The organism is Xanthomonas campestris pv. phormiicola, from assembly GCA_025666215.1.
Taxonomy (GTDB): domain Bacteria; phylum Pseudomonadota; class Gammaproteobacteria; order Xanthomonadales; family Xanthomonadaceae; genus Xanthomonas_A; species Xanthomonas_A campestris_A.
In genome coordinates this window covers 1,437,192-1,459,643 of the sequence record CP102593.1, presented here as the reverse complement: position 1 = coordinate 1,459,643, position 22,452 = coordinate 1,437,192, and the positions used below count along the sequence as shown (strand labels likewise).

Genomic DNA, 22,452 nt, shown 5'->3' with positions numbered 1-22,452 from the left:
CCCATTCCCCGTTTCTCCATCCCGATTCCTGACAACGGAAGGGAATAGGGATGGATCAGGAGCCAACGCTCCTGCCTTTCCCATTCCCGACTCCCCATTCCCGATTCCCAGCCCCCACTCCACTTGGCCCTAACGCTGTCTCGTTCATCATGAACGCATGGCAGACGCGCTCCCCCTCCGACCGCCGCCGCCGCGCCTGGACGATGCCTGCGCATTGTTCCTGGACGTGGACGGCACCCTCATCGAATTCGCCGATCGCCCCGACGGCGTGCACCTGCTGCCCGAGGTGCGCGAGGCGATCGCGCGCATCAGCCAGCGCCTGCACGGCGCGCTGGCCCTGGTCAGCGGGCGGCCGCTGGCGCAACTGGACGCGCTGTTCGCGCCGCTGCGCCTGCCGGCCGCCGGCCTGCACGGCCACGAACTGCGCAGCGACATCAATGCCCGCGCGGCGATGCCGGCCGATACTTCGCAGTGGCTGCACGGCTTGCACCAACGCGCCGCGCACCTGCGCCAGGCGCATCCCGGCGTGCTGGTCGAAGACAAGGGCGCCAGCCTGGCGCTGCACTGGCGCGCCGCGCCGCAGGCCGGGCCGCAGGTCCTGGCCTTCGCCCAGGCGCAGATCGATGCGCTGCCCGGCTACCGCCTGCAGCCCGGCGACCACGTGGTCGAGTTCGTGCCCGAGGGCAGCGACAAGGGCCTGGCGCTGACCGCGCTGCTGCAGCAGCCGCCGTTCCAGGGCCGCCGCCCGGTGTTCGTCGGCGACGACCTCACCGACGAGTTCGGCTTCGCCGCGGCCAATGCCGCCGGCGGCTGGAGCGTGCTGGTCGGCGCGCGCGAACACAGCGCGGCGACGTTCGCCCTGCCCGATCCGCGCGGCGTGCACGCCTGGTTGCGCGACAACGCCGCATGAGCGCAGCGCTCACGAACACTCACCCCGCACAAGGACCTGCTTCCTCCATGAGCTCCCCCACTCTCGACCTCGGCGTGATCGGCAACGGCAGTTTCGGCGCGCTGGTCGACAAACAGGCACGCGTGGTGTGGAGCTGCCTGCCGGCCTTCGACGGCGATCCGGCGTTCTGCGCGCTGCTGTCGCCGCGCGACCACGCCGGCGGCGACTTCAGCATCGAGCTGGAGGATTTCGCCGACAGCGAGCAGCACTACCTGGCCAACACCGCGATCCTGCGCACCGTGCTGCGCGACGCGCACGGCGGCGCGGTGGAAGTGATCGACTTCGCGCCGCGCTGGCGCAACCACGGCCGCTTCTACCGGCCGGTCAGCATCATCCGCCAGGTGCGGCCGCTGGCCGGCAACCCGCGCATCCGCGTGCTGGCGCGGCCGCTGGCCGACTGGGGCGCGCGCCAGCCGGAAAGCACCTGGGGCAGCAACCACGTGCGCTGGCTGCTGCCGGAGTTCACCCTGCGCCTGACCACCGACGTGCCGGTGCGCTTCATCCGCGACGAGTTGCCGTTCGTGCTCAGCCACCCGGTCAACCTGATGCTCGGCGTGGACGAATCGCTGACCCGTTCGCTGACCGGCTACATCCAGGAAGCGCAGGAACGCACCGAGGAATACTGGCGCGAGTGGGTGCGCTACCTGTCGGTGCCGCTGGACTGGCAGGACGCGGTGATCCGCAGCGCGATCACCCTGAAACTGTGCCAGTACGAGGACAGCGGCGCGATCATCGCGGCGATGACCACCTCCATCCCCGAAGCGCCGGACACCCCGCGCAACTGGGACTACCGCTATTGCTGGCTGCGCGACGCCGCCTTCGTGGTGCGCGCGCTGAACCGGCTCGGCGCCACCCGCACCATGGAGCAGTTCCTCGGCTACATCTTCAACATCGCCACCACCGACGGCAGCCTGCAGCCGCTGTACGGCATCGGCTTCGAGGCGGCGCTGGAAGAACACGAAGTCCCGTCGCTGGCCGGCTACCGCGGCATGGGCCCGGTACGGCGCGGCAACCTGGCCTGGATCCAGAAGCAGCACGACGTGTACGGCAGCGTGGTGCTGGCCTCCACGCAACTGTTCTTCGATCTGCGCCTGAAGGATCCGGGCGATGCCGACACCTTCCTGCGCCTGGAGCCGCTGGGCGAGCGCGCGTTCGCGCTGCACGACGTGCCCGACGCCGGGCTGTGGGAATTCCGCGGCCGCGCCGAGGTGCACACGTATACCAGCGCGATGTGCTGGGCGGCCTGCGACCGCCTGGCCAAGATCGCCGCGCGGCTGGGCCTGGACGCGCGCGTGGCGTACTGGCGCGAACGCGCCGACAGCATCCATGCGCGGGTGCTGGCCGAATCCTGGAGCGCCGAGCGCGGCCATTTCACCGACACCTTCAACGGCCACCGCCTGGACGCCTCGCTGCTGTTGCTGGCCGACATCGGCTTCATCGCCCCGGACGATGCGCGCTTCGTCGCCACGGTCGAGGCGATCGGCCGCGACCTCAAGCACGGCGACGCGCTGTACCGCTACGTGGCGCCGGACGATTTCGGCGCGCCGGAAACCAGCTTCACCATCTGTACGTTCTGGTACATCGACGCGCTCGCCGCGATCGGGCGCAAGGACGAGGCGCGCGAGCTGTTCGAGCGCATCCTCGCGCGCCGCAACCACCTGGGCCTGCTGTCGGAGGACCTGGCGTTCGACGGCGGCGAGGCCTGGGGCAATTTCCCGCAGACCTATTCGCATGTCGGCCTGATCATCGCCGCGATGCGATTGTCGCGCAGCTGGCAGGAGGCTTCATGAGCAGACTCGTAGTGGTATCCAACCGCGTGGCCTTGCCCGGCGAGAACCGCGCCGGCGGCCTGGCGGTGGGCTTGCTCGCCGCGTTGAAGGAACGCGGCGGGGTGTGGTTCGGCTGGAGCGGCAAGACCGTGCGCGGCGACAGCGGCGCGCTGCACGAGCAGACCCAGGGCGACATCCGCTTCGTCACCATGGACCTCAACCGCGCCGACCTGGACGCGTACTACAACGGCTTCGCCAACCGCACGCTGTGGCCGCTGCTGCACTTCCGCCTGGACCTGGTCGACTATGACCGCGCCACCCGCGAGGGCTACCGCCGGGTCAACGCGATGTTCGCCGAGAAGCTGGCGCCGCTGCTGCGCGAAGACGACACGGTGTGGATCCACGACTACCACCTGATCCCGCTGGCCTCGCTGCTGCGCGAGCGCGGCATCGGCTGCCGCATCGGCTTCTTCCTGCACGTGCCGTTCCCCTCGGCCGACCTGATCCAGGCCCTGCCCGACCATGCGCGGCTGTTCTCCGGCTTCTACGCCTACGACCTGGTCGGCTTCCAGACCCAGCGCGACGTGGACCGCTTCCAGGCCTACGTGCGCCTGTTCGGCGGCGGCAAGGTGATCAAGGACGGCGTGCTGGAGGCGCCCGGCGGGCGCCGTTTCCGCGCCGAGAAATTCCCGATCGGCATCGACACCGAACTGATCGCGCAGCAGGCGCGCGCGGCGGTGACCAAGCCGGCGGTGCGCGACCTGCGCAGCAGCCTGCGCGATCGCCAGCTGGCGATCGGCGTGGACCGGCTGGACTACTCCAAGGGCCTGCCCGAACGCTTCCTCGGTTTCGAGCGCTACCTGGAGCGGCATCCGGACCAGCGCGGCAGCCTCACCTATCTGCAGATCGCGCCGGTCTCGCGCGGCGACGTCACCGAATACAAGCAGTTGCGCAACCAGCTCGAACAGATCGCCGGGCACATCAACGGCGGCCACGCCGAGCCGGACTGGACCCCGCTGCGCTACGTCAACCGCAACTTCACCCACGCCACCCTGACCGGCTTCTACCGCGCCGCCCAGGTCGGCCTGGTGACGCCGCTGCGCGACGGCATGAACCTGGTGGCCAAGGAATACGTGGCCGCGCAGGACCCGGAGAATCCGGGCGTGCTGGTGCTGTCGCTGCTGGCCGGCGCCGCCGACGAACTGAAGGAAGCGCTGCTGGTCAATCCGCACGACCTGGACGGCGTCGCCGATGCGATCGCCACCGCCGCCTCGCTGCCCAAGGCCAAACGCATCGAGCGCTGGCAGACCATGATGGAGCACCTGCGCAAGAACGACATCGGCGTGTGGCGGCAGCGCTACCTGCAGGCGCTGGAGCGGCGCTGATCCGCGCCTGCCGCGGCGGCGCCAGCACCGCTCGCGGCAGGCACGCCACCGCACGCAGAACGCAGGTTTGTGCGCGGTCACGGACCGCGGACGCGGATTCCTTTAAAATCCCCGCCCACACGCCGCGCATCGAGACCCTGGGAGGGGCGCGCGGCGTGATTGTTGAGCGCCAGGTCGCCGCCGATACAGCCGAACCAGCGCTCGATCCCCTCCACGATCTTCCTGCGCCAGCGCGGCGCCGCCGGATCTCCTGCAGACCTTATCCATGACCCCTCACTCCCCGAAACACGGACCCGGCAGCTGGCTGTTCGTCGCCTATGCCGTGCTCATCGCCCTGATCGGCGCCGCCCTGGCCGCGATGGGTGGCCGACTCGTCGCCGTCGGCGGCTCCTGGTACTACCTGCTGGCCGGCCTGGCGCTGGCCGTGTCCGGCGTGCTGCTGGCCCTGGGCCGCCGCGCCGGGCTGTGGCTGTTCGGCCTGACCCTGGCCGCGACCATCGCCTGGGCGCTGGCCGAAGTCGGCCTGGACGGCTGGGCGCTGATCCCGCGCCTGGCGATGATCTCGGTGCTCGGCCTGCTGCTGTTGCCGTTCTGGAAGGTGGCGCGCTGGCGCCTGGCGCCGGTGTCCGGGCTGGGTTACGCGCTGGTCACCGGCGTGCTGCCGGTCCTCGGCGCGCTGCTGGTGTTCGGGCCGCTGTTCTTCCCGCGCACCGTCGAACTGGCCGACCCGGCGCTGGCCGCGCAGCGCCCGCAGGACGCGTTCAGCCGCGCCACGGTGCGCAGCCCCGACGGCAACGTCGCCGCCAACCACGACGCCAGCGACTGGACCGCCTACGCCGGGTCCAACCTGTCCAACCACTACAGTCCCGGCGCGCAGATCACGCCCGACAACGTCAAGGACCTGAAGATCGCCTGGGAATTCCATACCGGCGACCTCAAGCCGGCCGGCTCCAAGCTCGGCTATGCGTTCCAGAACACCCCGCTGAAGGTCGGCGACCTGGTCTACATCTGCACGCCCACGCAGAAGGTGATCGCGGTCGAGGCCAGCACCGGCAAGGAACGCTGGCGCTTCGATCCCAAGACCAACCCCAAGGCGATGGCCGGCGTCGCCGCCACCACCTGCCGCGGCGTGTCCTATTTCGAGGCCACCAGCCCGGTCGCCGAATGCGCCAAGCGCATCTTCTGGCCGATGGTCGATGGCCGCCTGGGCGCGCTCGACGCGGCCACCGGCAAGCTGTGCGAGAGCTTCGGCGACCACGGCTACGTCGACCTCAACAAGGACACCGGCAACACCAAGCCCGGCTTCGTCGGCCCGACCTCGCCGCCGATGGTGATGCGCGGGGTGGTGATCCAGCCCACCGGCCAGGTCCGCGACGGCCAGGAACGCGATGCGCCGTCCGGCGTGGTGCGCGCCTTCGATGCGATCAGCGGCCAGCTGCGCTGGGCCTGGGACCTGGGCAACCCGGCGATCGACGCGGCGCCGCCGGCCGGCCAGACCTATACCCGCTCGACCCCGAACGTGTGGTCGCTGATGTCCGCCGACGACGAACTGGGCCTGGTCTATCTGCCCACCGGCAACGCCTCCGGCGATTTCTTCGGCAAGGGCCGCACCCCGCAGGAAGAGGAATACACCGCCTCGCTGGTCGCGTTGGACGCGGCCACCGGCAAGGAGCGCTGGCACTTCCGCACCGTCAACCACGACCTGTGGGACTACGACATCGGCCCGCAGCCGAACCTGGTCGATTTCCCGGTTCCCGGCGGCGGCACGCGCCCGGCGGTGATCCAGGCGACCAAGTCCGGCCAGGTGTTCGTGCTCGACCGCGAAACCGGCAAGCCGATCATGCCGGTGCAGCAACGGCCGGTGCCGCAGGGCACCGACCACGGCGACTGGACCGCCAAGACCCAGCCGGTGTCGCCGGGCATGCCCAACACCGTCGGCGCGCCGAGCAAGGGCTACGAGACCATCGTCGAATCCGACGCCTGGGGCATCACCCCGTTCGACCAGCTGGCCTGCCGCATCCAGTTCAAGCAGCTGCGCTACCAGGGCATGTTCACTCCGCCCAGCCTGGGCGGCTCGCTGTCGTTCACCGGCAACCACGGCGGCATCAACTGGGGCGGCGTGTCGGTGGACCTGCAGCGCGGCATCATGGTGATGAACAGCAACCGCCTGCCGTACACCGAGAACGTCTACACCCGCGAGAAAATGCATGAGCTCGGCGTGGTGTCGGTGTTCAACGGCAAGAGCAAGACGCCGGGCTACATGGCGCAGGAAGGCCTGGCCTACGGCGCGCGCAAGGAACCGTGGATGTCGCCGCTGAACACGCCGTGCATCGCCCCGCCGTGGGGCTACATCTCGGGCGTGGACCTGCGCACCCAGCAGGTGATCTGGCGGCGTCCGCTGGGCACCGGCTACGACCAGGGCCCGATGGGCATCCCGTCGAAGATGAAGTTCGAGCTGGGCACGCCGAACAACAGCGGCTCGCTGGCCACCGCCGGCGGTGTCACCTTCATCGGCGCGGCGCTGGACAACTTCCTGCGCGGCTACGACACCCAGACCGGCAAGCTGCTGTGGGAAGTGCGGGTGCCGGCCGGCCCGCAGGCCGCGCCGCTGAGCTATACGGTGAACGGCAAGCAGTACATCGTCGCCGCGATCGGCGGCCACGACCGCATGGAAACCAAGCCCGGCGACAGCGTGATCGCCTGGACCCTGCCGGACGCCGCGCCGGCGAAGTAACGCCGGCGCGCTTCCGCCGGACCCGACCGGCCGTCGCAAGACGGCCGGTTTTTTTTGCCCGGAACGCTGCCGGCCAACGGCGGCGCATCCGCGCATGTCCCCGTTGCGGGCCGAGCCATCGCCGGGCGGCCTATTGCGCTGCAGCAAAAAATACAGTGTTTTCAGCGACCTATCTCGCCTATTCAGGCGCGATATTTCCGACGAGCGGTCTGTGCCGCGATCAAGCCCACGATCCTGCCGGCCGATACTGGGAGACACATTAAGTTTCGTCGACGTGAACGGATTGCGCCGATTTTTCCTAGCCGGTAGCCGCCATGACCTTGCCAGACGCCGTATCCCCTCGTCCGATTGGAGGCTCCCGCCGGCCCCCGCGCCCCTTGCTGTTCGCATTGGCCTATGCGCTGGGCCTGTTGGCGATGGCGCTGTACGCCTTGCACCTCGGCCGCCAGCTCGGGCCGAACGGGCCGGCGCTGGCGCGCCTGGCGCCAGCACTGGCCGCCGCGGCACTGCTGGTGGCGGCGCTGTCCTGGGCCGGTACGCGGCGCGCGGCGCCGTCGCAACGCGCGCTGCAGGCGGTGCAGGCGCTGGGCGAAGGCCGCTTCGAACAACGCCTCGATGGCACCGGCGACGCCGCCGACGCCGCGCTGCTGCGCGCGGTACAGACGGCGCAGGCGCGACTGGCCGCACGCCAGGCCGAGACCGAGGCCGAACTGCGCCACGGCCGCTTCGTCCTGCAGGCGCTGGACGACCTGGACACCATGGTCCGCATCGCCGACGACGACGGCCGCGTGCACTTCGCCAACCGCAAGCTGCTGCAGATGCTGCGCGCGATCGAGCCTGACGTGCAGAGCTTCCGCCCCGAATTCAGCGCCGAGCAGTTCGTCGGCGGCAGCATCGGCGACATCTATCCGGACAGCCAGGCGGCGATCGACCGCATGCGCGCGCTGACCGGTTCCAAGCGCGTGCGCGCGCCGTTCTTCGGCCGCCAGATCGACTTCGTCTACAGCCCGATCACCGGCGCCGACGGCGTGCGCCTGGGCACCATCGCGCAGTGGGAGGAGGTGACCGCGCAGGTCGATGCCGAGCAGGCGCTGACCGCGGTGATCGACGCCGCCGCGCATGGCGATTTCAGCCGCCGCCTCGATACCGCGTCGATGGACGGCGTGCTCAAGTCATTGGCCGAGGGCGTCAACCGCATTTCCGATTCGGTGGAGAGCAACCTGGCGGCGCTGGCCAGCGCGCTGGCCTCGCTGGCCGAAGGCGATCTCACCCATCGCGTCGACGGCGACGCGCAGGGCGTGTTCGCGCGGCTGCGCGAGGACACCAACCGCACCGTGGCCAAGCTGACCGAGATCATCGTCGGCATCCAGGGCACGGTCGAGGCGATCCGCCGCGCGGCGATGGAAATCGCCGCCGGCAACACCGACCTGTCCGATCGCACCGAGCAGCAGGCGGCCAGCCTGGAGGAAGCCGCAAGTTCGATGGAGGAACTGACCTCGGCGGTGAGGCAGAACGCCGACAACGCGCAGCAGGCCAATGGCCTGGTGCACGGCACCGGCGAGATCGCCCGGTCCGGCGGCAAGGTGATGGACGAGGTGGTCGCCACGATGAGCGCGATCAGCACCTCGTCGCGGCGCATCGGCGAGATCATCAGCGTCATCGACGGGATCGCGTTCCAGACCAACATCCTGGCGCTCAACGCCGCGGTCGAGGCCGCGCGCGCCGGCGAGCAGGGCCGCGGTTTCGCCGTGGTCGCCTCGGAAGTGCGCTCGCTGGCGCAGCGCTCGGCGGACGCGGCCAAGGAGATCAAGCAGCTGATCGATGACTCCACGCACAAGGTGACGCTGGGCTCGGGGCTGGTGAACCGCGCCGGCGCCACCATGCACGAGATCGTCGGCTCGGTGCAGCGCGTGACCGGGCTGATCGGCGAGATCAGCGCCGCCAGCGCCGAGCAGTCCAGCGGCATCGAGCAGGTCAACCGCACGGTGATGCAGCTGGACGAGGTGACCCAGCGCAACGCCGCACTGGTCGAAGAAGCCACCGCCGCGGCGCGCAGCATGGAAGAACAGGCCGGCGGCCTGGCCACTGCGGTGGCGGTGTTCCGGATCGAAGCCAATCGCGCGCAGCCGGGGAGCGGCAACGTCACCTCGCTGCTGCGCACTGCCCGCTAGAGCGCTGTCGTTCCGGAGGCAGCCCCTGCTGTAAGCGGCTGCGGGCGGCCTCGGGCATCGGCCGCGGCAGGCGTTGTCGGCAAGCCGCATCGCGATCGACGTCGCTGCCATCGCCCACACCGAGAGAGACGTTGGGCGCGCCCGGGACGGCGTGGCCAATCCCGGTCGCGGCAACAGGCGCCGGGCGGGAACGGAAACGGCGCAAGGCAGCGAACGTGCGCGCGCGTCGCCACGCTCACTCCAGAAAGCGCGAACGCTGCTCCGGATCGGGCAGGAAGCACTGTGCCGAGCTGCCGAACCAGCGATAGCGGTTGCGCGCCAGCACCCGATAGCCGGCATCGCGCCAGCGCCGCGGCAGCAGGCGCAGCACGGCAACAATGCGCCATGCCCCGCCCAGGCCCGCGATCACGCCGATCGCCGCGTCCGAGCCGGTCCAGGCGCGCTGCGGCGTCAGCAGCAGGAACGACAGCGGGTCGTCCGGATCCAGCCCATTGTCGCGCAGCAAGGCGCGGCCGCGGGCCGATTGCAGCGACGCGAACCGGTAGCGGCCGCGGCGATCGAACCGCAGCAGGAAACGCACCCAGCGGCTGCACAGCAGGCAGACGCCGTCGAACACCACGATCGCGCTGTCCGCATCCGCCGCCAGCGTTGCGCCGCGCGCGCGGTCAGGCCGGCTCAAGCCAGCCCTCGTAACAGATGAACGGGCCGATCCACGGCAGCGCCACCGCGACCAGAGACGCATAGCGGCCGTCGCGCTCGCTTTCGCGGCACTGCATGCCGGCCAGCCGGCGCCGCGGCAACGGCAGCGCGCGCAGGGCCGGCAGCAGCTGCGCGAACAGCGGCGTGCTCAGCGGGCGATCCATGCCAGCGTCGCCATGCGCCCGCTGCGGCGGTCGCGGCGATAGGAAAAGAAGCGCTGCGCGTCGGAAATCGTGCACAGGCCGCCGCCGTACACCTGCGCCGGGTCGATCCCCGCCGCAGCCAGGCGCTGCCGCGCCAGCGCATACAGGTCCACCCGCCAGTGTCCGGGACGGGTGGCGACGAAGGCGCTGGCCGCGGCCGGATCGTGGCCGAGGAAGGCATCGCGCACGTTCTCGCCGATCTCGTACACCTGCGGGCCAGCGGCCGGGCCCAGCCAGGCCTGCAGGCGCGCCGACGGCGTGCGCAGGGCGGCGACGGTGGCTTCCAGCACGCCGCCGGCCAGGCCCTGCCAGCCGGCATGCGCGGCCCCGACCTCGCTGCCGTCGCGGGCGGCGAACACCACCGGCAGGCAATCGGCGGTCAGGATCGCCAGCACCACCCCGGGCACGGCAGTGACCGCGGCATCGGCGCTCGGCTCGGCGTCGATGCCGGCCGCGGCCGGCGGCTGCTCGAAGCGCAGCGCCTGCACCCCGTGCACCTGCCGCAGCCAGTGCGGCGGCGACGGCAGCGCCAGGCGCGCGGCGAGTTCGTCGCGGTTGCGCTGCACCGTGGCCGGGTCGTCGCCGTCGGCCGCGCTGCGGTTGCCCAGGTTGAAGCGATCGAACGGCGGCAACGACGCCCCGGCGCCGGTGCGCAGCGTGGTCAGCGCGCGCACCCGCGGCGATGCCGGCCAGTCCGCGGCAAGGGCGAAGTCGGTCATGCGTGTGCAGCCAGGGACGAGGCAACGCCTGCGAACGGCGCAACCGGGCGCAGCGCCGCGCTCCCGGCGGCGACCGCCGCGCGAGCGTCTCGGCAACCGCAACGCCGGCAGCACGTGTCCGCCGCCGGCCCCGGCAAGCCAAGCCATGCCGTCCCTTCCCGGGCAGGTCCGCTCGGGAAGGGCGGCAAGGCGCCGGGCCGACCCTCGCCCACCGGTGCCATGCTCAGCGCCGCGCCTGCTCGGCGGCCAGCCGCGAATCGGTGCGCAGCGCGGCCAGCAGCCGTTGCAGGTCGGCCGGCACCGCGGCAGTGGCGCGCACCGGCTCGCCATGGGTGGGGTGCTTGAACTCCAGCGTCTCGGCATGCAGCGCCTGGCGCTTGAAGCCGCGCAGTTCGGCGATCAGTTCCTCGGTCGCGCCCTTGGGCAGCTTGAGCGGGCCGCCATACAGCGGGTCGCCGATGATCGGGTGCTTCAGGTGCGCCATGTGCACGCGGATCTGGTGGGTGCGCCCGGTCTCCAGCCGGCACTCCAGCGCGGTATGCGCGCGGAACCGCTCGCGCAGCCGATAGTGGGTGACCGCGTCGCGGCCGTCCTCGCGTACCGCCATGCGCAGGCGGTCGCGCGGGTGGCGGTCGATCGGCGCATTGGCGGTGCCGCCGGAGACCAGCGGTCCGGCCACCACCGCCAGGTACTGGCGGTGCACGTCGCGCGCCGACAGCTGCGCCACCAGCGAGGTGTGCGCCGGCAGGGTCCGCGCCACCACCATGGCGCCGCTGGTGTCCTTGTCCAGGCGGTGCACGATGCCCGCGCGCGGCAGCGACGACAGCGATGGATCGAAGTACAGCAGGGCATTGACCAGGGTGCCGCTGGGGTTGCCGGCGCCCGGATGCACCACCAGCCCGGCCGGCTTGTTCAGCACGATGACCTGGTCGTCCTGGTACAGCACCTCCAGCGGGATGTCCTCCGGCAGCGCATGGGTCTGGGTGTCCAGCACCGCATGCAGGCTGGCGATCTCGCCGCCGCGCAGGGCGTCGCGCGGCCGCGCCTGGGCGCCGTCCAGCAGCGCATCGCCGGACTTGATCCATTCGGCCAGGCGCGAGCGCGAGAACTCGGGAAACAGTTCGGCCAGGACCGCGTCGAAGCGGCGGCCGGCGGCCTGGTCGGGCACGCGCGCCTGGCGCGGGCCGTCGGAAGCGTCGTCCTCGGGGGTGTCCGGGAGGGTATTGGGCATGGAAAAGGCACGGCTACGTCGGAAAGGGAGGGTCACGGCGGCCATAGTCAGTCGCCGGACAGGCCACTAGGCTATCATCGCCCCTTCGTATTCCTGACGTGTCCTGCCCGAACCCATGATCCGACGCTCCGTCCCGCTCTCCGCGCACGTCCGTTTCATCGCCCTGATGCTGGTCATGGTCGTCGTGGCAACGGGTTGCCACCGCCAGAAGAACAAGAATCCCGAGGAAGGGATGCCGGTGGAGCAGCTGTACCAGAAGGCGCACACGCAGATGCAGACCGGCAACTGGGCCGGCGCCGAGGGCAGCTTCAAGCGCCTGATCGCGCAGTACCCCTACGGCCAGTACACCGAGCAGGCGATGATCGAGAGCGCCTACGCCCAGTACAAGGCCGGCAAGCACGACGATGCGGTGTCCAGCATCGACCGCTTCATCCGCACCTACCCGACCCACCGCAACATCGCCTACATGTACTACCTGCGCGGGTTGTCCAACTCCAACCGCGACACGGTGTTCCTGCGCCGGGTGTGGTCGCTGGACCCCAGCCGCCGCGACCTGTCCACGCCGCAGCAGGCCTACGCCGACTTCAACATCGTCGCCGAGCGCTATCCGAACAGCCGCTACGCCGCCGACGCGCGCCAGCGCATGATCGCGCTGCGCAACGTGTTCGCCCAGCACGAGCTGGACAACGCGCTGTACTACCTGCGCCGCGACGCCTGGGTATCGGCCGCCGGCCGCGCCACCTACCTGCTGGAAACCTATCCGCAGAGCGCCTACCAGTACGATGCGGTGGCGGTGCTGGCCGACGCCTACACCCACCTGGGCAACAAGCCGCTGGCCGACGACGCGCGCCGGGTGCTGGAACTCAACGATCCCCAGCATCCGTGGCTGACCGGCCATTGGCCGAAGTACCCGTGGATGATCCGCAAGCTGAACCCGTTCGCCGGCGAGAAGTCCGCTTCCACCGGGCAGTCCAACTCGCAGATGGCCCGCTGAGCCACGCTGCCGGATGTAACGAAACAGGGGCCGCGAGGCCCCTGTTTCGTTGGCGGCCAAGGCATTGCCGACGCAGCCGTGCGCACCGAGCACCCGCCGCCGGCGTCCACGCAGGACCGCGGCTGTCCGGGCAGCCGCCAGCGGCAGCGCCCTGGACAGGTGGTCCTGGCCAATGACGCTGGCCGGGACCAGTGGCGCGATCTGTGGTGCAGCGCGCAGCCGCTGCGCGCCGAGCGCAACCGTCGCTTGCTAGGCTCGACCCACTCGCCCGCCGTCCCTGTGCGCTTGCGACACCGCCTGTCGCCACAGCGCTCGCCGGCCCTGCCAGGAGACGCCCCATGCCCCGCTTGTCCGCCCCACTGCTGCTCCTGTTACTCGCACTCGCCGCCGGCACCCTGCCCGCTGGCGCTGCCGAGCGTGCCGTGCCGACCATCGTGTTCGGCGTCAACGGCCACGACGACCGCCCCGCCTATCCGCTCAGCCAGGCCGAGGCCGTGTTCCGGCTGCTCGACCAGCGCAACCTGCGCAGCTACCGCTTCGACGTGGACCCGCGCAACTTCGCCGTGCTCGACCGGCTGGTGGCGCTGTCGCGCCAGTACCGCATCGCGCTGCGGCCGATGGTGTACCCGATGTCGCGCGAGATCGGCTACCAGCTGGCGCGGCGCTACGCCGCCGACATCACCCTGTGGGAAATCGGTAACGAGCAGGACTACAGCCGCGACGGCGCGCAGGCGCGCATCGATGCGATGACCGCGATGTACCGCGGCATGAAACAGGCCTCCGACGAACTCGGCGCCGGCCTGGAATTCACCATCAACATCACCGCCTGCAACAGCGACGACCAGTCGGCGAACGCGCGCTGCCCCGGCGATCGCCACGGCTCGCTGTGGTTCCTGGACATGGCCAAGGCCTCCGGCTTCGATTTCGACCACATCAGCTTCCACTACTATCCATTCCACCACGACCGCGGCTACTGGATGGACCTGTACCTGGGGCAGATGCGCGGCGCGGCGCAGAAGTACGGCGGCAAGGTGTTCTTCAACGAGGTCAACTGCGCCGAGGTCTACGCCGGCAACACCGACGGCGGCCATGCCGGCGACGGCGCCTGCTACGACAGCGTGGCGCAGATCGTGCGCACGCTGCAGAGCGACTACGCCGACGTGGTCGCCGAGATCAACCTCTACGAACTGCTCGACCAGACCAATCTGCAAGGCGTGGAAAGCCACTTCGGCCTCATGTACGACCTGTCGCGGCCGAAGCCGACGCTGCAACTGCTGACCGATTTCGCCGACTGAGCGTGCCGCGCCACGCCTTCGCGCGCCAGGCGGCGCGGCCCGGCTATGCTTGGACGCATGTTCGAACTGCATCAGGTCACCCGCCGCTACGGCGACGCACTCGCGCTGGACCGGGTCGATCTGCGCATCGCCTCCGGCCGCACCACCGCGCTGATCGGCCCCAGCGGCGCCGGCAAGTCCAGCGTGCTGCGCATGCTGCTCGGGCTGGAATGGCCCGACAGCGGCGAGGTGCGCTTCCAGGGCGAGCCGCTGCGCCGGGACACCCTGTTGGCGCAGCGCCGCCGCATCGGCTACGTGATCCAGGAAGGCGGGCTGTTCCCGCACCTGAGCGCGCGCGACAACGCCGCCTTGCTGGCACAGACCCTGGGCTGGGCGCGGCCGCGGATCGACGCGCGCCTGCACGAGCTGGCCGCGCTGTGCCGCCTGCCCGAGGCCTTGCTGGCGCGCTATCCGGCCGAACTGTCCGGCGGCCAGCGCCAGCGCGTGGGCCTGATCCGCGCGCTGCTGCTGGATCCGCCGGTGCTGCTGCTGGACGAACCGCTGGGCGCGCTCGACCCGGTCGTGCGCCACGAGCTGCAGACGCAGATGCGCGAGCTGTTCGCGCTGCTCGGCAAGACCGTGGTGCTGGTGACCCATGACGTCGCCGAGGCCGCCTACCTGGGCGATACGCTGGTACTGATGCGCAACGGCCGCATCGTGCAGCAAGGCAGCGTGCGCGACCTGCTGGATACGCCCGCCGAACCGTTCGTCGGCCAGTTCCTGCACGCGCAGCGCACGCTGGAGGATGCGCGGTGAGGGCGCCGGTGCGGCGCCGCGCGGTGCCGCTGCTCCTGCTCGCGGCGGCGCTCGTCCTGCTCGCCGGCAGCGCTGCGGCAGCGCCGGAGAAGGTCGTGGTCGGCTCGAAGAACTTCACCGAGGCGGTGGTGCTCGGCGAGATCGCCGCCGGCGCCGGGCGCCAGGCCGGCGTGGAAGTCGAACACCGGCGCCAGCTCGGCGGCACCCGCATCCTGTGGCGCGCGCTGCAGCAGGGTTCGATCGACGCCTATGCCGAATACACCGGCACCCTGGCCACGGAACTGCTGCAGCTGCCCGACGCCGACGATGCCGCGCTGCGCCGCGCCCTGGCCGCGCACGGCCTGGCGATGAGCGCGCCGCTGGGCTTCGACAACACCTATGCGTTCGGCCTGCGCCGGCAGCGCGCGCAGGCGCTGGGCATCGCCCGCATCTCCGACCTGGCCGCGCATCCGTCGCTGAAGCTCGGGCTCAGCAACGAGTTCGTGTCGCGCGCCGACGGCTGGCCCGGGGTGCGCGCGGCCTACCGGCTGCCGCAGACCCCGACCGGGCTGGACCACGACCTGGCCTACCGCGCGCTGGACAGCGGCGCGATCGACATCACCGACCTGTACAGCACCGACGCCGAGATCCCGGCGCACGACCTGCTGGTGCTGCAGGACGACCGCCGCTACTTTCCGCGCTACGCCGCGGTGTTCCTGTATCGCAGCGACCTGGCGCAGCGCGCGCCGCGGTTCGTGCAGGCGCTGCAGGGCCTGGGCGGACGCATCGACGCGGCGACGATGCAGCGGCTCAATGCCGAGGCGAAGCTGGACAAGCGCGCCGAAAGCGCGATCGCCGCGCACTGGCTGGGCATCGCCGCGCCGGCACAGGACACCAGGCTGACGCGCCTGCTGCAACGCACGCGCGAACACCTGGCGCTGGTCGGCCTGTCGCTGGGCCTCGCGCTGCTGGCGGCGCTGCCGCTGGGCATTCTCGCCGCCTATCGGCCGCGGCTCGGCCAGGTCGTGCTGTCGCTGACCGGGGTGCTGCAGACGCTGCCGTCGCTGGCGGTGTTCGTGTTCATGATTCCGCTGTTCGGCATCGGCGCCAAGCCGGCGATCGCCGCGCTGTTCCTGTACAGTCTGCTGCCGATCGTGCGCAACACCCATGCCGGCCTGACCGGCATCGCCCGCGAACTGCGCGAGACCGCTGCGGCGATCGGCCTGCCGCCGGGCACGCGGCTGTGGCGGATCGAACTGCCGCTGGCCTTGCGCACCATCCTGGCCGGAATCAAGACCGCGGCGGTGATCAACGTCGGCACCGCCACGCTGGGCGCATTGATCGGCGCCGGCGGCTACGGCCAACCGATCCTCACCGGCATTCGGCTCGATGATATCGGCCTGATCCTGGAGGGCGCGGTCCCGGCGGCGGTGCTGGCGCTGCTGGTGCAGGCGCTGTTCGAGGGCCTGGAACGCTGGCTGACCCCGCGCGGCCTGCGCCTGGCGGCGCGGCGCTGAGGCCGGCGCACGCAGGCGCCGCCCATCGGCGCGACAGCGGAAGCGATCGTACGCTTAGCCCATCGATCGCACCGTGGCGCCGGCCAGCGATCGGCTTCGGCACCCGTCGGGACTGAAGTCCCTCCCACAGTGCACCCAGCCGACTCGCCTCAAGCCCCTGTAGGAGCAACTTCAGCCGCGACAGACGAAGCGGAAACCCTTCCAGCCTCGGTAAAAGTCGGGGCTCCTCTACATGCATACCAGCAAACTCGCCGCAAGCCCCTGTGGGAGCGACTTCAGTCGCGACGAGCGGAGTCGGAACTCGCGTGGTTTCGGCTATCTGTCGGGGCTGAAGCCCCTCCTACAGTGCACCCGGCAGGCTGGCGGCGAATCCTTCCAGCAACGCTCAAAGCCACCGCTCACTCGCGCGCCGCGGCGACCATCTCGCGCGCCAGCGCACGCATCGCCTCCGGCGTCAGCTGCAGATACGGCGCGATGCGCAACGCGCCGTGGCGGTGCGTGCAGATCACCTGCGCGCGCTGCAGCCATGGCAGCAAGGCCTGCAGCGCCGACGCCGGCGGACGCAGCGCGTACAGGTGCGGCGCATGACCGGGCACGCTCCAATCGCCGGCACCCTGCGCCTGCAGCTCGGCCTCGAACGCAGCACCGAGTTCGCCCAGCCGCGCCGCGATCCGCGCAGGCTGCCAATGCTGCACCTGCTGCAACGCCGCGGTGGCCATCGCCAGCCGCAGCGGTTCGGTCACGCCGCCGGCGTCGAAGCGGCGCGCGCCGGTGCGAAACGGCGGCGGCGCCTCGACCGGGAAGTGCCAGTCAGCGCCGGGATCGCGGGCCTGCCAGTGGTGTTCGATCGGCACGCCGTGCGCGCGCCAGTGCGGCGCTGCCCACAACCAGGCCAGCCCCATCGGCCCGAGCAGCCATTTGTGCCCGACCGCGACCACGAAATCCGGCCGCCATGTCGCCAGCCGCGCCGGCAGCACGCCCAGGCTCTGGCTCAGGTCCAGCACCAGCGCCGCGCCCGCCGCATGCACGCGCGCGGCGATGCGGTCCAGGTCCAGCAGCGCGCCGTCGCGCCAGTAGGCATTGGGCAGGGTCGCGATCCGCACCCGCGGCTCCGCGTCCAGCGCCGCCAGCACCGCTCCGGTCCAGTCCTGCTGCGGTCCGCGCCGTACCACCGCCAGGTGCGCGCCGGTCTCGGCGCAGCGCTGCTGCCACAGCAACAGGTTCGACGGGAACTGGCCATCGAGCAGCAACACCGCCTCGCCGGCCGCCAGCGGCAATTGCCGCGCCGCGGTAGCCAGGCCATAGGCCGCCGAGGGCAGCATCGCCACGCCATCGACGTCGCCTTCGAACAACGTCGCGGCGGCCAGGCCGCGCAAGGTCTCGATCTGCGCGCGCCACGCGTCGAAGGACAGCGTCCACGGTGCGATCGAATCGGCCAGCGCCGCTTGCCCGGCGGCAAGCACGCTGGCCAGCCGCGGCCCCTTGCTGGCGCTATCCAGATAGCGCACGCCCTCGGGCAGGACGAAGGCCTGCGCTGCCTCGGCGAGGTCGGGCAAGCCCGCCGGCGCTGCGGCGACGGCCACGGATGCGGACATGAATGGGGTGGACGGGGCTGCTGTAGACATATGCGTGCGGGCCGGGTGGCGCGTTCGGAAGAACACCAACTCCGATCGCATGAACAGGCACTAGCGTAACGCGACGTTCCACCGCGCATGACGGCATATTCACGGTCTTCCCCTAAGCTTGGTGGATGCAAGCGACCTCTCCTGCGGCATCCCCCTCGCCCGCGGCGTCCAGCGTCCCGCTGGCGGCGCGTTTCCGCAGCGTGCGCCAACGCACCCACCTGCTCGCCGCGCCGCTGAGCGAGGAGGACGCGATGGTGCAGAGCATGGACGACGCCAGTCCGGCGAAATGGCACCTGGCGCATACCACCTGGTTCTTCGAACGCTTCGTGCTGGGCGCGGACGCCGGCTACCGCCCGGTCGATCCGCAGTGGGATTACCTGTTCAACAGCTACTACCAGAGCGTCGGCCCGATGCATGCGCGGCCGCGCCGCGGCGTGCTGTCGCGCCCGTCCATGGCGCAGGTGCGCGACTACCGCGCCGAGGTCGAGGCGCGGGTGCTGGCGCGGCTGCAGGCCGGCGACCTGTCGGCGCAGACGCTGCAGGTGCTGGAACTGGGCCTGCACCACGAGCAGCAGCACCAGGAACTGCTGCTGACCGACATCAAGCACGCGTTCTGGAGCAATCCGCTGGCCCCGGCCTATCGCGACGATCTGGCCGTGGCGCAGGCCCCGGCCCGAACCCTGCGCTGGATCCAGCGCGACGAACAGCTGTGCGAGATCGGCGCGCCCGGCTGGCCGGTGCACGCGGCCTTCGCCTACGACAACGAGTCGCCGCGGCACCGCGTGCTGGTGCCGGCGCATGCGCTGGCCAGCCGTCCGGTGAGCAACGCCGAGTACGCGCAATTCATCGCCGACGGCGGCTACCGCAACGTCGCCCTGTGGCTCAGCGATGGCTGGGCACGGCGCAACGCCGAGGATTGGCAGCGGCCGCTGTACTGGCATGCCGACGGCGCGCGCGAGTTCACTCTGGGCGGCTGGCGCGAGCGCGATCCGCATGCGCCGGTCTGCCACATCAGCCTGTTCGAGGCCGACGCCTATGCGCGCTGGGCCGGGGCCCGGCTGCCGACCGAAGCCGAATGGGAACAGGCCGCCACCGGCGTGGCCATCGAAGGCAATTTCGTCGAGGCCGATGCGCTGCACCCGCAGTCCGCCGCGCAGGGCGAGGCCGGCCTGCAGCAGTTGTTCGGCGATGTCTGGGAATGGACCGGCAGCGCCTACCTGGCCTACCCCGGCTTCCGCCCGTGGGCCGGCGCGCTGGGCGAATACAACGGCAAGTTCATGAACGCGCAGTGGGTGTTGCGCGGCGGCAGCTGCGCCACGCCGCACGACCACCTCCGCGCCAGCTACCGCAACTTCTTTCCCTCCGATGCGCGCTGGCAATTCGCCGGCTTACGCCTGGCCAAGGATCCCGCATGAACGCCGCGACCGCACGCGCCCTAACCGAAGCCGCGCTCACCGACCTGCATCCGCAACCGGACGACATCGCCGCCGACGCGATCGCCGGGCTGTCGCGCAGCCCCAAGCAATTGCCGTCCAAGTATTTCTACGACGCCGAAGGCTCGCGCCTGTTCGAAGCGATCACCCGCCAGCCCGAGTACTACCTGACCCGCACCGAGCTGGCCCTGCTGGAAGCGCGGATGCCGTCGATCGCGCAGGCGGTGGGCGTCGGTGCGCACGTGGTGGAACTGGGCAGCGGCAGCGGACGCAAGACCGAACTGTTGCTGGAAGGCCTGCGCGAGCCGGTGGCCTACACCCCGATCGAGATCTCGCGCGACATGCTGATGTCCAGCACCGCGCGCCTGGCCGAGCGCTTCCCGCGCATCCAGATGCTGCCGGTCTGCGCCGACTTCACCACGCCGGTGGACCTGCCGGCGCCGCAACGCGGCGCGCGCCGCACCCTGGTGTTCTTCCCCGGCTCCACCTTGGGCAACTTCACCCGCGAGGACGGCATCAAGCTGCTGGCCTCGATGCGCGAGACCATGCGCCACGATGGCTGCGCGCTGATCGGCATCGATCTGGACAAGGATCCTGCGGTACTGGAAGCGGCCTACAACGACGCGGCCGGCGTCACCGCCGAGTTCACCTTGAACCTGCTGCGCCGCCTCAACCGCGAGATCGGCAGCGACTTCGACCTGGCGCAGTTCCGCCACCGCGCGGTGTATGCGCGCGAGCGCCAGCGCATCGAGACCTTCCTGGTCAGCCAGTGCGCACAGCAGGTGCACGTGGCCGGACAGCGCTTCGACTTCGCCGCCGGCGAAGCGATGCAGGTCGAATACAGCCACAAGTACAGCGACCAGAGCTTCGGCGAAATGGCCGCGGCCGCCGGCCTGCGCGTCAGCCATGGCTGGAACGCGCAGGACGATGCGTTCGGGTTGCGGCTGCTGCAGGCGGTGTGAGGCATACCGGGACTCGGGACCGGGGACTCGGGACTCGGACAGCGGCGCGCGAGGTGTCGCATGTTCCCGACTGCGGACACCACCGGGGCTGAAGCCTTCCTACAGGGCAGCCCATCGCTGCGTCTGTAGGGCTTCAAACGCGACTGGCACCCTGCGCAACGCCGTCTTGGAATTCAACGCCGCGAGACCGCGACGTCGTCCTACCGCCTATGCCTGATACCCATTGGTAATCGGATAACGCCGCTCGCGGCCGAACGCGCGGCGCGACACCTTCGGCCCCGGCGCGGCCTGGTGCCGCTTCCATTCGGTGATCCGCACCAGCCGCACCACCTGATCGACCACCTCGGCGGCGTAGCCGGCGGCGACGATCTCGTCGCGCGATTCCTCCTGGTCGACATAGCGATACAAAATGCCGTCGAGCACGTCGTACGGCGGCAGCGAATCCTGGTCGGTCTGGTTGGCGCGCAGTTCCGCCGACGGCGGCCGCGCGATCACCGCCGGCGGGATCACCGGCGCGCCGCCGACCGTGTTGCGCCATTTCGCCAGCCCGAACACTTCGGTCTTGTACAGATCCTTCAGCGGCGCATAGCCGCCGCACATGTCGCCGTAGATGGTGGCGTAGCCGACCGCGTACTCGCTCTTGTTGCCGGTGGTCAGCAGCAGCCCGCCGAACTTGTTGGCCAGCGCCATCAGGATCACGCCGCGGCTGCGCGACTGCAGGTTTTCTTCGGTGACGTCGGCCTGGGTGCCTTCGAACATCGGGCCGAGCGCTTTCAACAAGCCCTCGAACGCCGGCTCGATCGCCACCGTCTCCAGCGTCACCCCCAGCGCGCGGCACTGCTCGTCGGCCAGGTCGTTGGACATCTCGGCCGTGTAGCGCGACGGCAGCCGCACCGCGGTGACGTTGTCCGCGCCCAGCGCGTCCACCGCCATCGCCAGCACCAGCGCCGAATCGATGCCGCCGGACAGGCCCAGCCACACCTTGGAAAACCGGTTCTTGCCGCAGTAGTCGCGCAGCCCGCGCACCACCGCGCGCCAGGCCAGCGCGTCCATGCTCTCGTCGCCGTCGTCGATCCAGCGCAACGGCGTGAACGCACGCGCCTGCGTCGCGTAGTCCACCACCAGCCATTGGTCGGTGAACGCCGCCGCGGCCGGATGCACGCTGCCGTCGCCGTCGGCGACCACCGAGGCGCCGTCGAACACCAGCGCATCCTGGCCGCCGACCACGTTGAGATAGGCCAGCGCCACGCCGGTCTCGCGGGTGCGCTCGGCCAGCAGCGCATCGCGCTGCGCATGCTTGCCGCGCTCGTACGGCGAGGCGTTGGGCACCAGCACCAGTTCGGCGCCGTGGCGCACGGTATCGGCCAGCGGCTCGGGGAACCACAGGTCCTCGCAGATCACCAGGCCGACCTGGGTGCCCTTGACCTCGAACACGCAGCTGCCGCCGTCCGGATCGACGTCGAAATAGCGGCGCTCGTCGAACACCGCGTAGTTGGGCAGTTCGCGCTTGCGGTAGGTGGTTTCGATCTGCCCGCCGCGCAGCACGCTGGCCGCGTTGTAGACCACGCTGCCGGCGCTCTGCGGCCAGCCGACCACCGCGACGATGCCGTGCACGCGCACCGCGATGCGCTGCACCGCCAGTTCGCAATCGGCGAGGAAACCGGGCCGCAGCAGCAGGTCCTCCGGCGGATAGCCGCTGACCGCCAGTTCCGGGAACAGCACGATGTCGGCGCCATACTCGTCGCGCGCCTCGTCGATCATCGCGATGATGCGATCGGTGTTCTGAGCCACGGCGCCGACCGGAAAATCGAACTGGGCCATGGCGATGCGAAGGGAAGAAGACATGGACAACCTTGCAGAAGCGGGAGGGGGAAAAGCGCGGCGACCGCGCCGATGCCAGCCGCCGACGGCGCAGCGCCAGCAGCAGCGGAGCCGACATGCGCACGACGGCAATGCGCAGTGTAGCGCCGCACCGCGGCAGACGATCCGGCT

General features: G+C 70.6%; 16 protein-coding genes and 1 pseudogene. 11 read left to right on the top strand and 6 right to left on the bottom strand.

Going from position 1 to position 22,452, the window contains the following annotated elements:
* Nucleotides 1–157: 157 nt before the first annotated feature.
* The 5 genes from otsB to NRY95_06000 all read left to right on the top strand — a co-directional run bounded on the left by otsB (nucleotide 158) and on the right by NRY95_06000 (nucleotide 9,008).
* Nucleotides 158–910 (top strand): trehalose-phosphatase, encoded by a 753-nt coding sequence (otsB, locus tag NRY95_06020; protein ID UYC17513.1) that lies wholly within the window; start codon nucleotides 158–160, stop codon nucleotides 908–910.
* Nucleotides 911–957: 47 nt separating this feature from the next.
* Entirely contained in the window at nucleotides 958–2,739 is a 1,782-nt protein-coding gene (locus NRY95_06015; protein UYC17512.1) for a glycoside hydrolase family 15 protein, read from the top strand.
* Nucleotides 2,736–4,103, top strand: coding sequence for an alpha,alpha-trehalose-phosphate synthase (UDP-forming) (otsA, locus tag NRY95_06010; GenBank protein UYC17511.1), 1,368 nt, complete (start codon nucleotides 2,736–2,738; stop codon nucleotides 4,101–4,103). Before NRY95_06015 ends, otsA begins: the two co-directional genes overlap by 4 nt.
* Before the next feature lie 304 nt (nucleotides 4,104–4,407).
* The gene (locus NRY95_06005) at nucleotides 4,408–6,837 is read left to right on the top strand and encodes a membrane-bound PQQ-dependent dehydrogenase, glucose/quinate/shikimate family (GenBank protein ID UYC18518.1); all 2,430 of its coding nucleotides are present in this window, start codon (nucleotides 4,408–4,410) and stop codon (nucleotides 6,835–6,837) included.
* Between the two features lie 314 nt (nucleotides 6,838–7,151).
* Nucleotides 7,152–9,008 carry a methyl-accepting chemotaxis protein gene (locus tag NRY95_06000; GenBank protein ID UYC17510.1) on the top strand — a complete coding sequence of 619 codons (1,857 nt, stop codon included), beginning with the start codon at nucleotides 7,152–7,154 and terminating at the stop codon, nucleotides 9,006–9,008.
* A gap of 235 nt (nucleotides 9,009–9,243) precedes the next feature.
* Here the strand turns inward: NRY95_06000 and NRY95_05995 are convergent, their stop codons facing one another.
* The 4 genes and pseudogenes from NRY95_05995 to rluD all read right to left on the bottom strand — a co-directional run bounded on the left by NRY95_05995 (nucleotide 9,244) and on the right by rluD (nucleotide 11,860).
* On the bottom strand, nucleotides 9,244–9,687 hold the full coding sequence (locus NRY95_05995) for a thiol-disulfide oxidoreductase DCC family protein (protein ID UYC17509.1): 444 nt from the start codon (nucleotides 9,685–9,687) through the stop codon (nucleotides 9,244–9,246).
* Nucleotides 9,674–9,784 (bottom strand): annotated as a pseudogene (locus NRY95_05990) (DUF4166 domain-containing protein). The gene NRY95_05995 and the pseudogene NRY95_05990 overlap by 14 nt, the downstream one beginning before the upstream one ends.
* Before the next feature lie 71 nt (nucleotides 9,785–9,855).
* Nucleotides 9,856–10,629, bottom strand: a complete 774-nt coding sequence (gene pgeF, locus NRY95_05985) for a peptidoglycan editing factor PgeF (protein ID UYC17508.1) — start codon at nucleotides 10,627–10,629, stop codon at nucleotides 9,856–9,858.
* 223 nt (nucleotides 10,630–10,852) lie between these two features.
* Complete coding sequence (gene rluD, locus NRY95_05980; protein ID UYC17507.1) at nucleotides 10,853–11,860, bottom strand: 23S rRNA pseudouridine(1911/1915/1917) synthase RluD; 1,008 nt, start codon at nucleotides 11,858–11,860, stop codon at nucleotides 10,853–10,855.
* Between the two features lie 115 nt (nucleotides 11,861–11,975).
* Between rluD and NRY95_05975 the strand changes: the two genes are divergently transcribed.
* The 4 genes from NRY95_05975 (at nucleotide 11,976) to NRY95_05960 (ending at nucleotide 16,440) form a co-directional block, all read left to right on the top strand.
* Nucleotides 11,976–12,854 (top strand): outer membrane protein assembly factor BamD, encoded by an 879-nt coding sequence (locus NRY95_05975; GenBank protein ID UYC17506.1) that lies wholly within the window; start codon nucleotides 11,976–11,978, stop codon nucleotides 12,852–12,854.
* A gap of 338 nt (nucleotides 12,855–13,192) precedes the next feature.
* Complete coding sequence (locus tag NRY95_05970) at nucleotides 13,193–14,149, top strand: arabinogalactan endo-1,4-beta-galactosidase (GenBank protein UYC17505.1); 957 nt, start codon at nucleotides 13,193–13,195, stop codon at nucleotides 14,147–14,149.
* A gap of 57 nt (nucleotides 14,150–14,206) precedes the next feature.
* Nucleotides 14,207–14,944 (top strand): ATP-binding cassette domain-containing protein, encoded by a 738-nt coding sequence (locus tag NRY95_05965; GenBank protein UYC17504.1) that lies wholly within the window; start codon nucleotides 14,207–14,209, stop codon nucleotides 14,942–14,944.
* 35 nt (nucleotides 14,945–14,979) lie between these two features.
* The gene (locus NRY95_05960; GenBank protein UYC18517.1) at nucleotides 14,980–16,440 is read left to right on the top strand and encodes an ABC transporter permease subunit; all 1,461 of its coding nucleotides are present in this window, start codon (nucleotides 14,980–14,982) and stop codon (nucleotides 16,438–16,440) included.
* A gap of 398 nt (nucleotides 16,441–16,838) precedes the next feature.
* Here the strand turns inward: NRY95_05960 and NRY95_05955 are convergent, their stop codons facing one another.
* On the bottom strand, nucleotides 16,839–18,035 hold the full coding sequence (locus tag NRY95_05955) for an aminotransferase class V-fold PLP-dependent enzyme (protein ID UYC17503.1): 1,197 nt from the start codon (nucleotides 18,033–18,035) through the stop codon (nucleotides 16,839–16,841).
* Between the two features lie 155 nt (nucleotides 18,036–18,190).
* Between NRY95_05955 and egtB the strand changes: the two genes are divergently transcribed.
* Complete coding sequence (gene egtB / locus NRY95_05950) at nucleotides 18,191–19,480, top strand: ergothioneine biosynthesis protein EgtB (GenBank protein UYC17502.1); 1,290 nt, start codon at nucleotides 18,191–18,193, stop codon at nucleotides 19,478–19,480.
* Nucleotides 19,477–20,460, top strand: coding sequence for an L-histidine N(alpha)-methyltransferase (gene egtD, locus NRY95_05945; GenBank protein UYC17501.1), 984 nt, complete (start codon nucleotides 19,477–19,479; stop codon nucleotides 20,458–20,460). The genes egtB and egtD overlap by 4 nt, the downstream gene beginning before the upstream one ends.
* A 207-nt stretch (nucleotides 20,461–20,667) precedes the next feature.
* Here the strand turns inward: egtD and NRY95_05940 are convergent, their stop codons facing one another.
* Nucleotides 20,668–22,305, bottom strand: a complete 1,638-nt coding sequence (locus tag NRY95_05940) for an NAD+ synthase (GenBank protein ID UYC17500.1) — start codon at nucleotides 22,303–22,305, stop codon at nucleotides 20,668–20,670.
* Nucleotides 22,306–22,452 lie beyond the last annotated feature (147 nt).

Coding starts and splice junctions, on each gene's coding strand:
- otsB (UYC17513.1), top strand. CDS start 158: ATGGCAGACGCGCTCCCCCTCCGACCGCCGCCGCCGCGCCTGGACGAT.
- NRY95_06015 (UYC17512.1), top strand. CDS start 958: ATGAGCTCCCCCACTCTCGACCTCGGCGTGATCGGCAACGGCAGTTTC.
- otsA (UYC17511.1), top strand. CDS start 2,736: ATGAGCAGACTCGTAGTGGTATCCAACCGCGTGGCCTTGCCCGGCGAG.
- NRY95_06000 (UYC17510.1), top strand. CDS start 7,152: ATGACCTTGCCAGACGCCGTATCCCCTCGTCCGATTGGAGGCTCCCGC.
- pgeF (UYC17508.1), bottom strand. CDS start 10,629: ATGACCGACTTCGCCCTTGCCGCGGACTGGCCGGCATCGCCGCGGGTG.
- rluD (UYC17507.1), bottom strand. CDS start 11,860: ATGCCCAATACCCTCCCGGACACCCCCGAGGACGACGCTTCCGACGGC.
- NRY95_05975 (UYC17506.1), top strand. CDS start 11,976: ATGATCCGACGCTCCGTCCCGCTCTCCGCGCACGTCCGTTTCATCGCC.
- NRY95_05970 (UYC17505.1), top strand. CDS start 13,193: ATGCCCCGCTTGTCCGCCCCACTGCTGCTCCTGTTACTCGCACTCGCC.
- NRY95_05965 (UYC17504.1), top strand. CDS start 14,207: ATGTTCGAACTGCATCAGGTCACCCGCCGCTACGGCGACGCACTCGCG.
- NRY95_05955 (UYC17503.1), bottom strand. CDS start 18,035: ATGTCCGCATCCGTGGCCGTCGCCGCAGCGCCGGCGGGCTTGCCCGAC.
- egtB (UYC17502.1), top strand. CDS start 18,191: ATGCAAGCGACCTCTCCTGCGGCATCCCCCTCGCCCGCGGCGTCCAGC.
- egtD (UYC17501.1), top strand. CDS start 19,477: ATGAACGCCGCGACCGCACGCGCCCTAACCGAAGCCGCGCTCACCGAC.
- NRY95_05940 (UYC17500.1), bottom strand. CDS start 22,305: ATGTCTTCTTCCCTTCGCATCGCCATGGCCCAGTTCGATTTTCCGGTC.